10 protein-coding genes are annotated in these 12880 nt (G+C 62.8%); 4 read left to right on the top strand and 6 right to left on the bottom strand.

What is annotated here, in order from left to right:
• Window positions 1–101: 101 nt before the first annotated feature.
• The 3 genes from DCM80_RS05410 to DCM80_RS05400 form a co-directional block, all read right to left on the bottom strand.
• Window positions 102–989, bottom strand: a complete 888-nt coding sequence (locus tag DCM80_RS05410) for an ABC transporter permease (RefSeq protein WP_028137266.1) — start codon at window positions 987–989, stop codon at window positions 102–104.
• A gap of 21 nt (window positions 990–1010) precedes the next feature.
• Window positions 1011–1952 (bottom strand): ABC transporter permease, encoded by a 942-nt coding sequence (locus tag DCM80_RS05405; protein WP_257196060.1) that lies wholly within the window; start codon window positions 1950–1952, stop codon window positions 1011–1013.
• Between the two features lie 249 nt (window positions 1953–2201).
• Window positions 2202–3332, bottom strand: coding sequence for a M20/M25/M40 family metallo-hydrolase (locus DCM80_RS05400; RefSeq protein ID WP_257196059.1), 1131 nt, complete (start codon window positions 3330–3332; stop codon window positions 2202–2204).
• A 269-nt stretch (window positions 3333–3601) separates the two neighbouring features.
• Between DCM80_RS05400 and DCM80_RS05395 the strand changes: the two genes are divergently transcribed.
• Complete coding sequence (locus DCM80_RS05395; protein ID WP_257196058.1) at window positions 3602–5209, top strand: ABC transporter substrate-binding protein; 1608 nt, start codon at window positions 3602–3604, stop codon at window positions 5207–5209.
• A 278-nt stretch (window positions 5210–5487) separates the two neighbouring features.
• Here the strand turns inward: DCM80_RS05395 and DCM80_RS05390 are convergent, their stop codons facing one another.
• Both DCM80_RS05390 and DCM80_RS05385 read right to left on the bottom strand, forming a co-directional pair.
• Window positions 5488–6738 carry a multidrug effflux MFS transporter gene (locus tag DCM80_RS05390; protein ID WP_257196057.1) on the bottom strand — a complete coding sequence of 417 codons (1251 nt, stop codon included), beginning with the start codon at window positions 6736–6738 and terminating at the stop codon, window positions 5488–5490.
• Between the two features lie 158 nt (window positions 6739–6896).
• Window positions 6897–8756, bottom strand: coding sequence for a hypothetical protein (locus DCM80_RS05385; RefSeq protein WP_306594637.1), 1860 nt, complete (start codon window positions 8754–8756; stop codon window positions 6897–6899).
• A 28-nt stretch (window positions 8757–8784) separates the two neighbouring features.
• Here DCM80_RS05385 and DCM80_RS05380 point away from each other — a divergent pair, with 28 nt between their 5' ends.
• From DCM80_RS05380 to DCM80_RS05370, 3 genes are all read left to right on the top strand, one after another.
• Complete coding sequence (locus tag DCM80_RS05380) at window positions 8785–9498, top strand: DUF2188 domain-containing protein (RefSeq protein ID WP_257196056.1); 714 nt, start codon at window positions 8785–8787, stop codon at window positions 9496–9498.
• A gap of 613 nt (window positions 9499–10111) precedes the next feature.
• Window positions 10112–10828, top strand: coding sequence for a hypothetical protein (locus tag DCM80_RS05375; protein ID WP_257196055.1), 717 nt, complete (start codon window positions 10112–10114; stop codon window positions 10826–10828).
• Window positions 10829–11490: 662 nt separating this feature from the next.
• A complete protein-coding gene (locus tag DCM80_RS05370; RefSeq protein ID WP_257196054.1) occupies window positions 11491–11703 on the top strand; it encodes a hypothetical protein in 213 nt (70 codons plus the stop codon).
• Between the two features lie 31 nt (window positions 11704–11734).
• Here DCM80_RS05370 and DCM80_RS05365 read toward each other — a convergent pair whose 3' ends face one another.
• A complete protein-coding gene (locus tag DCM80_RS05365; RefSeq protein ID WP_257196053.1) occupies window positions 11735–12856 on the bottom strand; it encodes a PD-(D/E)XK nuclease family protein in 1122 nt (373 codons plus the stop codon).
• Between the last annotated feature and the right edge of the window lie 24 nt (window positions 12857–12880).

The raw sequence follows: 12880 nt of genomic DNA, 5'->3' as shown, positions 1-12880 counted from the left end.
GCGAAGCGACGAAGCAATCCAGAGATCTTTCCGCGGGTGCAGACTGGATTGCTTCGCTTCGCTCGCAATGACGGAACAAGGGGATGGGCCGGCGAGACAAATCACTTCCCCTCCCGCTGCTTCATGCGCGGATCGAGGGCGTCGCGGGCGGCGTCGCCGATCAGATTGATGCTGAGGATGGCGATCGAGAGCAGAAGGCCCGGCCAGAAGATCAGCGACGGCTTGATCTGGAAGTACTGGCGGCCCTCGGCCATGATGTTGCCCCAGGTCGGCGTCTCCGGCGAGATGCCGGCGCCGAGGAAGGAGAGGATGGCCTCGGTGAGGATGGCGCTGGCGCAAATATAGGTGCCCTGCACGATCAGCGGGGCGACCGTATTCGGCATCAGGTGCCGCAGCATGATCTTCGGCAGGCTGGAGCCGACCGAGATCGCGGCTTCGACGTAAGGCTCCTCGCGTGCCGAGAGCACGACGGAGCGCACCAGGCGGGCGACGCGCGGGATCTCCGGAATCGTGATTGCGATCAGCACGGTCCAGAGGCTGGCGCCGGACAGCGACACCACGGCGATCGCGAGCAGGATGCTCGGCATCGCCATCAGGCCGTCCATGACGCGCATCAGCACGGCATCGACCAGCTTGAAGAAGCCGGAGACGAGGCCGATCGCGAGCCCGATGGCGATCGACAGGATGGCCGCGCCGATGCCGATCAGCAGCGAGATGCGGCCGCCATAGAGGACGCGCGAGGCCAGGTCACGGCCGTAGGCATCGGTGCCGAGCAGGAATTGCGCGGACGACGGCTTCAGCCGCTGCGACGGCGCGAGCTGGATCGGATCATGGGGCGCGATCAGCGGCGCGAAGATCGAGACCAGCACGATCAAGGCGAGCAGGACCGTCGCCGTGGCGATGATCGGCGTCGAGGTGAGGAATCCGAACCGCGGCCGCAGCGGCGACGTGATCGGAATGGAGGACTGGGGAAGGGTATCGACCGACATGTTCGTTCTTAAATCCTTGCCTCAGTACCGGATCCGGGGATCGAGCAGGGTGTACGCGACGTCGATCAGAAGATTGACGACGACATAGACGAGCGATGTCAGCAGGATCATCGCCTGGATCACCGGATAGTCGCGCGCCAGCACCGCGTCCACGGTGAGGCGGCCGATGCCGGGTATGTTGAACACGCTCTCGGTGACGACGACGCCGGAGATCAGCAGCGCGAAGCCGGTGCCGATCACGGTGATCACGGGGACTGCGGCGTTCCGCAGCGCATGGCGCATCATCACCGCAACCTCGTTGATGCCTTTGGCGCGCGCCGTGCGCACGTAATCCTCGCCGAGCACGTCCAGCATCGCCGCGCGCGTCATGCGGGCGATCAGCGCGATGTAGATGAAGGAAAGTGCGCAGGTCGGCAGGATGATGCGCTCGAAGAACGGCCCGAAGCCGTTAAAGACGCTGCGGAAGCCTTGCACCGGGACCCAGCGCAATTCGATGGCGAAGATCTGGATCAGTACATAGCCGACCACGAACACCGGCACCGAGAAGCCGAGCACCGACAGGCCCATCACGAAGCGGTCGATCCAGGTGCCGTGCTTCCATGCCGCGATCACGCCCAGCGGGACTGCGATGATGACGGCGAGGATGATCGTCGACAGCGCCAGCGAGATCGAGGGCTCGACGCGCTGGCTGATCATCTTGATCACCGGCAGGTTGGAGATCAGCGAAGTCCCGAGGTCGCCGTGCAGCAGCTTGTTGACCCAGGTGATGAACTGCACGATCAGCGGCTCGTTGAGGCCGAGCGAGGTGCGGATGCGCTCCAGCCGCTCGGGCGTCGCATTGTCGCCGGCGAGGATCGCGGCGGGATCGCCAGGGGTGAGGCGGAGCAGCAGGAAGACGAACAGCGCGACGACGCCCATCACGGGCACGGCGGCGAGGATTCGGCGAAGGAGATATCCGAGCAAGTTGGATCCGTCAGATTAGAGTCAAATCGTGGCAGCGAGGGGTCTGTTCTGCCATCAGCCTAACATTTCAGCAATTCCCGTGCCATCAGGGTCGCGGTTTTTGCAGTGCGGTCACCTGTTTTGGCAGCGCGTAGCTAGTAGGTGGGCAAAGCGGAGCGTGCCCACCGTTCCCTCCATTTGGCAGAACGGTGGGCACGGCGCTACGCGCCTTTGCCCACCCTGCCGAATAGCTACGGAATAACTGCACCGTCACTCCAGCGTGGCCAAGAGTCCCGCCATCAGCCGACCGCGCTCAACGAGGCTCTCGACTTCGATATACTCCTCCAGCGTGTGGCCGTTGCCGCCGCGCACGCCAAGGCCGTCGAGCGTCGGGATGCCCATCGCACCGGTGAAGTTGCCGTCGGAGCCGCCGCCGGAGCTCGCATGGGGTAATTCCGCGCCGAGAGATTTGGCGATGCCGCGCGCCTTCTCGTACAGCGCGATCGTGCCCGCATCCGGCTCCCATACCGGGCGCGTCACGCCGCGCGTCACCTTGAAGGTGACGTCGTTGGTCGTGCCCGACAGCGCCAGCATCCGCTCGACGCCGCGGTCGAGATCGGCCTGTCGCTTGGCCATGGAGAGCGCTTCGCCGGTGGCGGTCGTGGCAACGCAATTGACCCATTGCCCGCCATGCACGACGCCGACCGAGAAGGTGCAGTCCTCCGTCGTCATCGCGTCGATCGCGAGGATCTGCCGCGCCATCTCGCGGATTGCCGAACGGCCCGCCGACAGCGTCGCGCCGGCGTGGCTCGGCCGTCCCGTCGCCTCGAGATTGAAGCGTGCGATGGCGTAACGTCCGGTGGTGACGCCGTTGTCGGCACGGCCTGGCTCGGGCACCAGCACATATTTGTTGCGCGCGGCTTCCGCCTCGATGATGTCGCGCGTCGAGGGCGTGCCGACTTCCTCATCCGGCGTGAACAGCACGGTGATCGGCAGCGGCGTGGTGAAGGATGCGCGCGCCAGCTGCCGGATCGCTTCCAGCGAGAGGTAGTTGCCGCCCTTCATGTCATAGATGCCGGGGCCGTAGCACTTGTTGCCCTCGCGCCGCCATTTCAACTTCTCGATGGTGCCGACCGGGTGGACGGTATCCATGTGTCCGGCGATCAGGATGCCGGGCTCGCCCTGTCTCGGATGCGGAAAGCGCGCGCGGATCACGCCGCCAAAGCCCTGACGGCCCGCGATGCGCTCGATCGTCGCACCCATGATGGCCATATCCCGCGCTGCGATATCGAGCATCCTGTCGACGGCATCGGCATCCCAGGTCGGGCTCTCGCATTCCACCCAGGTGCGCAAGCCTTCGAGCATGGCCTCGGAATCGAAGGGAAGATTGGCTGGATTCATCTCAATGTCTCTCAAGCTTCGAAAGATGGAATGCGCATTGCATCGCCGCGGGGCGAGACGAGCGGAGAGTGTTGTAGTGCCAAACCGATCCTTGTGGAGCCCGTGCGCACGCCGCCAGGGCCTGCAGCGAAACCGGATTGACGTGCTCGGCACTGTCTGCAAATCTCGAAAGACAAAGGCATTGCATGGGGTTAGTTCGCCCAGGGAATGAACCACATGCTCAATCAATAACCCGCCTTTGAACAGTTTCACGTCAGGAGAAACTTTTTATGTTGCACTTCATGCGCCGGGGGCCTCGCGCGTTTGCCTCCAAACTCGCGCTGTCTGTCGTCGCGCTTTCGACGGCGCTTGCCTCGCCGGTGCTCGCCGCCGGCAAGACCATCACGGCGGTGATGCATTCCGATCTGCGCATCATCGATCCGATCTTCACCACGGCCTACATCACGCGTGACCACGGCTACATGGTCTACGACACGCTGGTGGCCACCGATTCGAGCTTCAAGGTCCAGCCGCAGATGGCGGACTGGAAGGTCTCCGACGACAAGCTCACCTACACCTTCACGCTGCGCGACGGGCTGAAGTGGCATGACGGCGCGCCGGTGACGGCGGAGGATTGCGTCGCTTCGCTGAAGCGCTGGGCTGCGGTCGACGGCATGGGCCAGAAGCTCATGGACTTCACCGCCAGCATCGAGGCGACCGACGCCAAGACCATCACGTTGAAGCTGAAGGAGGCTTACGGCCTCGTGCTCGACTCCATCGGCAAGCCGTCCTCGCGCGTTGCCTTCATGATGCCGAAGCGCCTCGCCGAGACGCCGCCGGACAAGCAGATTCCCGAGCAGATCGGTTCGGGTCCCTTCAAGTTCGTGCAGGGTGAATTCCAGCCGGGCGTGAAGGCGGTCTACGTCAAGAACACCGATTACGTGCCGCGCAAGGAGCCGGCGAGCTGGACCTCCGGCGGCAAGGTCGTGAAGGTCGACCGCGTCGAGTGGATCACCATGCCGGACTCGCAGACGGCGGTGAACGCGCTGCAGTCGGGCGACATCGATTTCATGGAGAACCTACCGTTCGACATGCTGCCGGTGCTGGAACCCAACAAGGAGCTCACGATCGAGGTCCTGAACAAGTTCGGCTTTCAGACGCTCGGCCGGATGAACTTCCTTCATCCGCCGTTTGATAACGTGAAGGTGCGTCGCGCCGCCTTGCTGGCGATGAACCAGAAGGACGTGCTCGACGCGCTGGTCGGCAACGCCAAATATCAGAAGATCTGCGGCGCGTTCTTCATTTGCGACACGCCGCTCGCAACCGATGCGGGCTCCGAGACCCTGGTCAAGGGCGACGGAATGGCGCAAGCCAAGAAGGCGCTGGCCGAGTCCGGCTATGACGGTACGCCGATCGTGATCATGGCCCCCGGCGATGTCACGACGCTGAAGGCGCAGCCGATCGTTGCGGCCCAGCTGCTGCGCGAGGCCGGCTTCAAGGTCGACCTTCAGGCGACCGACTGGCAGACGGTGGTGAGCCGCCGCGCCAGCCAGAAGCCGCCGAAGGAAGGCGGCTGGAACATGTTCTTCACCAACTGGGTCGCGGCCGACGTGTCCAACCCGATCGCCAATCTCTCGATCGGCGGCCAGGGCAAGAAGGGCTGGTTCGGCTGGGCGGAGGACGCCAAGATCGAGCAGCTCAAGGACGCTTTCGTCCGCGCGGCCTCGGTCGACGATCAGAAGAAGATCGCCGCCGACATTCAGAAGCAGGCCTATGAGCAGGTGATCTACATTCCGCTGGGGCAGTATCTCATCCCGAGCGGCTGGCGCAAATCGCTGACTGGCGTGCTCGACGGTCCCGCGACGCCGGTGTTCTGGAATATCGACAAGAAGGAGTAGGCGAACCCCGCCTGCGCTTGAAAAGCGAAAGGCGCCGCGGGTGAAACCGCGGCGCCTTTTCTATGCGAGGATATCGGTCTCGATCAGCAGTGGCTGTCGCGCACCTGCTCGAGACCTTCGCTTGCGAATGGCAGGCTTCGGTTCGGCTGCTCCTCGGATATTTCGCCGGGGGCAGGCCGCTCGGTCTCCCACGCGGGCTGATCCGCTCTGCTCTCTTGTTCCATCTCGCAAATCCCTTCGATTGCTGCAGTACAACATCGAGAGTTCAAGGAAGTTCCTCAAGCGATGGGGCGGTGGTGCGGCCTGAACAGTCGTCCCTTCTCGACCACCAGCACGATCGCGAGCGCGGCGAGTGTCGACAGGAAGAAGCCGATCGAGAACGGCAGCAGCGTGCCGTCGAAGCTCTGCCCGATCGCCATGCCGACCACGATGCCGATCAGGGTCGTGATCGAGCCGTAGAGCGAGGAGGCGGTGCCGGCGATGTGGCCCTGCGGCTCCATGGCGAGTGCCGTGAAATTCGCGACCATCATGCCGAACGAGAACATCATCAGGGCCGAGAGCACCATGAACAGGCTCAGCGTCAGCATGCCGAGGCTCTCCGTCAGCAGCATCACGACGGCCACGAATGTGTAGAGCGTCAGCGCCCCGTGCGAGATCACGCGCATGCCGAGCCGCCCGACCAGCCTTGCGTTGAGGAAGCCGGCAATCGCGGTGCCGGCGGCGATCGCGGCGAAGGCGAGCGGGAAGTAATGGCCGAGGTGATAGATGTCGGTGAAGACCTGCTGGGCGCAGAAGACGAAGCCGAATAGCGCGCCGATGACGCTGCCGGCCGCCGTGGCATAGCCGATGGTCTGGCGGTTGGTCACGGTCTGCCGGAACGCCGCGAGCACGTCGGCAGGCGCCAGCGACCTACGCTCGGATTCAGGCAGGGTTTCGGGCAGGCGCAGCACGCACCATGCGAGCGCGAGCAGGCCGTACAGCATCAGCACCATGAAGATGCCGCGCCACGCCGTCACCAGCAGCACCGCCTGTCCGAACGAAGGCGCGATCACGGGCACCGCGATGAACACCATCATGGCGAGCGACATCACGCTCGCCATGCGGCGGCCGGCATAGCAGTCGCGCACGATCGAGGTCGCAATCACGCGCGTCGCCGCGGTGCCCAATCCCTGCAGCGCGCGCGCCAGCAGCAGCGTCTCGAACGAGGGCGCTGCGACGGCCAGCACGCTCGCCACCGCATAGACCGCCATGCCGCCGAGCAGCACCGGCCGGCGGCCGAAGCGGTCCGACAGCGGGCCCATGACGAATTGGCCGACACCGAAGCCGATCAGGAAGGTCGACAGCACCAATTGGAGATGATTGGCGACGGGAATCCTGAAGGCTGCCCCGATACTGGGCAGCGCCGGCAGCATCATGTCCATTGCAAGCGGATTCAGCGCCATGATGGACGCGATCACGATGACGAATTCCGGAAAGCGCATCGGGCGGTGTCCCGAGGACACCCAATCGTCGGCATTGACGTCAGACAAGAAGCTCACCTCTCAAGTTCAGGGGCTTTATCCGCCGTCCATGCTGCGCTGCACAACCCACGTTTCGGGATGGCTGTCAGGCAGAGCAGGTGCGGACAAGACTTGGTGAGCGGTCAGCCCGGGGCGGGGGACGACCCTGGCATCGGTCGCGGGCGGCCTTACCTCGAAGCGGTCTCTTGCCGTGTGTATAGGCTGACATACGCGCCGGTATATTCCTCTTTCCAGCCCCTCTCGCCGACCAGGAAATGCCGCAGCTGGTCATGTGCCCTGATCCAGAGCACCGCATCGATCTTGTACTTGGCGATCACCCTGTCCCAGGTCGCCGCGTCGATGTCCCACCGGACCAGCGCGAGATAATCCCGCAGCAACGCGTCGGGGTAGGCGGTCGCGGCCCGGCCGTCGACAAAGAGGGGCACCGATCCCTGGGTTCTGAAGATCAGGAGCCCGCCGACGTTCCAATGGTTGAGCAGGTGCCCGCGCGGGCTGTGCGCCTCGAGATAGCGGGCATCTGCTTCCGAGAGCATGTCGGGCAATGCCAGCGCCGGTCTCACCTGCATGAACGTGACGGGCAGCAACAAGAGCCCGACGACACCTGCCGCCAGCATCGCGCGCCGGAGCTCGAGGCTCCGGAGCTTCGGCAGCAGCCGGTCGATGTGCAGCGCCATCGGGACGCTGGAAAAGATGAAGAAGAACGCGGTGTATCTGAACTGATAGAGACCGAGAAAAAGGAAGAGCCACGCCAGCACGCGCGCCTCGAGCGGCACGCGCGTGGAGTTTCGGTAGCGCAGCTCCAGGACCGCGAATGACAGCGCATAGGCGATGCCGGGAAGGCTCCCCGGCAGCTCCACGTTGTGAAAATAGGACCGCCATTCGCTGATGTCGGCCTGCACGAAATGACCCAGCGTCGCCGTCACGCCGTCATAGATGTGCCATCCCAGCGGATTGACGAAGATCGCGACGAAGCACCCGACGCCCGCCAGGCAGTGATCGCGAAAGCCTGTCCAGTCCCGCCGCATCAAGGCGACGCCGGCGAAGACGCCGAGAATCGGAAAGGCTAGCATGAAGCCGCCATGCAAATTGACCCAGACGATCATCATCGGCGGCAGCAGGAACCATCGCCCCCGCCGCAGGCACTCCGCGTAAAACACCACCGCGAACAACATCGTCGCGATGTTCGGCGATGCCGCCAGATACATGTTGGGCGAGGCTTCGTAGCAGGGATAGAGCAGGCACGCGGCGAACACCGCAATGCAGACCGCAGGGGCCGAAGCGCCGCTGCTCAAGCCGCGGAAGGCGAGATAGCCGGCGATGATCGCGCCGGAGGCGACGACCATGAGCACGATCCCGGCAAAGCCGGCCTGCTGATACAGCGCGCTGGCCATCACGTCCCAGAGCCAGGACAAATTGTACCATCGCTTGTCGCCGACGGTGAAAGCCCATGGATCCTGCAACGGGACTTCGCCCCGCTGCCTGATCAGGTCGCCGGCGGCGAGGTGCCAGCCCAAATCGTAATGGCCGAGCAGAAGCGGTCCGTTCGACAGGTAGAAGACGGCGAGGAAGGCGATCAGGAAGACGTAGACCCCGACCCCGTGCAGGTGAGATGCGGACGCCGCGCCTCTTCCGCCAATCCTGGACCGGGACCAATCCTCGCGCGCGTCCATCGGAGCTCTCACCATCGAAGCCAGCCGCTCCAGGCCCTGCGTTCCCTGGGTCTGCATCGACGGGGCAGACATCGCTCGCTTTAGGCGAGGACGATCTAAGGTCGAGTAAAGGCCGGCCGCGCCGCCCGGATTTGGCACGCGGAAGGGCGGCTTGGTAAACGAAAGCTTGCGTGCCCGGCGCACGTCATGGGCTGCGGGTCCGCCTGCGGAGGCGGGGCCAGCGTCAGATCTCTCGGGGTGCGGGCAGCCGGGGTCGAACCGGCACAGCGCTTGCGCACCGAGGGATTTTAGTTGGATTCTCAAAAGGGCTCGACCGTGCACTCCTGTTTCAGGAAGAAGCGCCATCTGCGCAAGCATTATCGCCAGTACCCGGGCGGTTTTCGGCTTGCACCTGTTTGAGCTCGCGTTCTACGGGACGGACGAGCCGTTGCGCGCGCACACCCGACGAGATGAAGGACATCGACGACGAGCAAGAAACCCTGGTCGAGCTCAGAACAGCGTCCAACCTGAATTCATCAGCCCCTTTCTGCTTCGGCAGGGAGGGGCTGCTTTACTTGCAGGTGTACTTTTTGATGATGCGCTCTCGCCGCTCTGCTGGCGACAGACCGAGGCGATCGAACTCCGCAAGCCGCTCTTCGGATTCCTTGCTGAGCACAATGCCTTCAACGGCGGAGATCTTTGCCCACGCTTTGCGGCCAAGGACGAAGCCGGCGGCATTCTTAGTAGGTTTGGGCTTCCTCGTGTTCATCGTGGTCAGGGTACGCCGATCGGCGTGCGCTGTAACCGCCATGAAGGGCATCCAGTAGTAGCAGGCCCTGAAAAGGAGTACGCTTCGCCTGGAAAGGGGGGAAGCATGGCGAAACTTCCAAAATACACGCTGACCTACAACGACAAGAAGGATCGTTGGGATCTTGAGCAGGACAGGACCAACAAGGTCGTAAAGTCGTTCGAGAACAAGGCCGACGCTACGGCCGGTGGTGCTTTGCCGAAGGTGCTCGGCAAGGAGGGTGGTTCGGTGAAAATCCAAAAAATGGATGGGAAATTCCAGGAGGAGCGCACGTTTCCGCGTGCTGCCGATCCCAAGGACAGCAAGGGATAAGCAATTTAGGGGTCCCTACATGAAGGCGTAAGATATCATCCAGAAACATCTGGAGGACGGTCAGCAGCTGTCGAAGCAGCTTGATGTCTTTCGGCAGACCGACCTTCCGCGTCTGACCGGCATGATCCAGTACTATCCGGACCGCACGGGCCCGCACTTCGGGAGAACTTGTTCGTTGTCTTGCTCGTCATGTCTCCATCCTCTCAGCAGTTGGAGCCTCCGGCAAACCCGGGGCGGTTCACACCTGCCAGTCCAGCCTGGTGACGCGCCTGACCACATCGTTCAGGGCCAGTTTGACAGGCTTGGCCTTCTTCATCGGCTGATTCCCTGGTCTGCATCACGGGCTGCGGGCCCGCTTGCGGAGGCGGCGGCGGGGCCAACGTCAGATCTCGTGGTGCGGGCAGCCGGGGTCGAACCGGCACAGCGCTTGCGCACCGAGGGATTTTAAGTCCTCTCGTCAAGCGGTAAGTATCTTGTTTTGCTTATCTTTTTGGATGTTGTGCTAAGCGTGTGCTAAAATTTGTGCTAAACAGGCCGAATACCGACCGTCTGATGGATGAAGCGGTGAGGAGAGGCACTGACCCGTCATGCCGCTCGCGGCGGGGTATCGTCCATGGAAGGAACGAAGTGGGCCTGCACCATGGTAGGGCGTAAGCCTTACCAGATTCTTGAGAAACAGAAGGGAGTGGGCCCGATGCGATCGGTATCAGGTTCGGACTGGGATGTGAGCAATCTCCCCGATGCGAACCGTCGCATGCGTCTGCTGGAGGCGGTTTCCGGTGAAAGCCTCATCTCTCAACTCTCGGCAGCAACCCACCAGGCCCTGAGCGCGAACCTGGTCGAATTTCAGTGGCAATTGGCCGAAGATACCGAGGCGCCGCCGGATACTCATCGCATCGTCTGCCAGATTCCTTTGCCTGAGCCGTCTTTCGACCAGCTGTTCAACGGCCGTTGCGGATATCGCGCGCAATACTACCTGAGCCCAGAAGAAGGCGAGGCCTTCAATCGGCGTATCATTGATGTCCTTGAGCAGATGCTGGTCGTGCCAGCTTCCGCGAGGCTTGGAGTGCCTCAACCTGCCATCCAACGGTCCTTTAAGGGCGGATATTCTAAAATCTGGGCGTTCGACGAGAGACGGGTGTTTGATGAGGCGGCGCCTGGCATGTTGATGCCACCCAGGTGGCGGTCGTATGCCGGTCGTGGCACCCGACTTCCCTTGGCCAGTCGCCTGGACGTCAAAGGCACATTCATTCAGCCGGATGGCACGGATTGGGTTGACCCACTCAAGCTGACCCGTGCGAGCGATCTACATGAGCGCGGCTACACCTAGCCACTAGGTTCCGAAATTCGCAGCAGAAGCAACGGCGTCTATGCCGATACTTCGGCATAGCGATGGCCAGCCCCTTGCAGCGGGTCCGGCGCGCGTCAAGGGCGGCCTGCCGCTCGTCTCGATCCTTGACGCGTGCCGGGCACGATGCGACCCGGTTTAGATTGAGCACAACCCAATCTCATGAATGCAACTTGAAGTTTTTGAAGGTTTGGGGTATGAATGCCTTGCTCGCTAACGCACGAGCTTGGTTTAGCTAGGAGGGCCCCACTCGAATGGGGCCTTTCCTTTTCCTAGAGCCTGATGGTGAGCATGAACGCGAGTTCAAGCCCCTTCCATGCAAGCCTTAGGAAGGCGCTCGCTGTACGCATCGCGACCTCCTTTTTCTTCTTGGTTTAGCACGGAGGCGCGTTGCCCTTGCGAGCCCTGGCAGTGTGAGCGACGCGGAGCAGGTGCGGCAAGGTATTCCGGCCGCGAAAGGCCCAAACGCTCTCGTTTGCGGGCAGCACATCAGATGGCCGACGACCGACAATAAAAACATGAGCCCGCAGAAAACCGGCGCGGGTGGCTCCGGCCGCCGCTCATTCCTTTGCGACTGTCGCAGGTCCGCTCACACTGAAGGCGCAGACTCCTGCGCATCTATCAACATTTGAAAGAGTGGACCCATGGGTGAGAACACCAAAAGCAAACCGGCCTACGAGGCCTTCGTCGTCGATGAAACCGGCAGCAGTCCGTACTGGACCAAAATCGGCGCCGCGTGGAAGCACGAAGACGGCAAGGGTTTGAACGTGTCTCTGGCTGCCGGAATCGCGGTGAGCGGCAAGCTTGTCCTCCGCGCTCCGGATGGAGAGAAGCAGAAAGCGTCTACCAAGAAATAGTTTACCTTCGACCGAGGTCATGCCGCCGCATTTAGCTGCGGCGTGTTCCTTTCAGAAGCTTGCGCGGAAAGAACTCGTTGTAGGCGGTCTCGTTGAACCAGGCACACTTGATGGTGAAAAGCCGCAGGCCGGGCACCAGCCTGGTCAGCGCCAGCGCGTAGAGGGTGAGCTGGGCAAACGGGCGGTTGGTGCGGGCGTCGGGCTTGTAGTCCAGGATGTGCAGGCAGCCGTTGCGCACCTGCAGGAAGTCTATGTGCCCGGTGACCTGCCTCGGGACTTGGCCACCGCCTTGCTGCATCCGTTTCGGCACCAGCTCGATGCCGTGCTCGGCCTCCAGGCCGGCGATGTCGTCCTCGCCGAGCCATATGGGCACCTCGACGGCGACCGTGGCGGCATCGTTGGCGAGCATGAAGCGCTGCAAGCGGCTGTGCCGTTCATGGTTGCTGCCGACGCCGGGGATGATCAGCGCCGCGGTTTCGGTGGCCGCGTTCTGGCGCTCGACAACTTCGAGGCTTCCGGTATCGATGAACGAGTCGTCCAGCTGCGAGCCGCGCACACCGTCTTCCGCCTTGAAGAGGGCGTGCGGACAGATTGTGGGAACGCTTTCAATGAAGTCAGCAAGTTTCTGAAATGAATCGTATTCGTTGCGGTGTATGAAGGGGTCAAGCATCCCCTTGCGCAGCAGGTCGAGTTTGGCGCGGTGATAGGCGAACTCGTAGACCTGCCGGTGGTAGAGCTTGGTGGTGCGGATGAGCTGGCGCGGGCTGTAGAGCCGTTTGCCGTATGAGCGCATCCGCGAATAGGTGGTCAGCGTCGGATGCTGGCTCAGCCAGCGCGAGATGGTGGCGCTGTTGACCTTGTGACCGTAGCGGGAGGAGAGCTGGGCGGCGGTTTCGGCCAGGCTGTGCCCGCGGTTGTAGGTGGTAATGGCGTCTATGATTTCCGCGAGCGGGTAGGTCTTGTTGCGCAGCGCACGAGGGCCCGGCGTGAAGGTGCGGCCGCAGGCCTTGCACTTCATCATCGCCACCGTCTCCAGCTTCTTGGTGCGGGTTCCCTTCTTGATCAGCCGCGTGCTGTTGCAGTGGGGGCAGCGCTCAGGAGGCTTGATGCCTGAAGGCTTCGGCGTGGCTGGTGGTGAAGTGTCGGCTGCCATACGCAAGCGTGGCGCGATGGGGCT

It is taken from the genome of Bradyrhizobium sp. WBOS08, assembly GCF_024585125.1.
In the GTDB taxonomy this organism is placed as follows: Bacteria; Pseudomonadota; Alphaproteobacteria; order Rhizobiales; family Xanthobacteraceae; genus Bradyrhizobium; species Bradyrhizobium japonicum_B.
The sequence above is the reverse complement of the archived record's forward strand: the minus strand, read 5'-3'. Positions and strand labels throughout refer to the sequence as shown.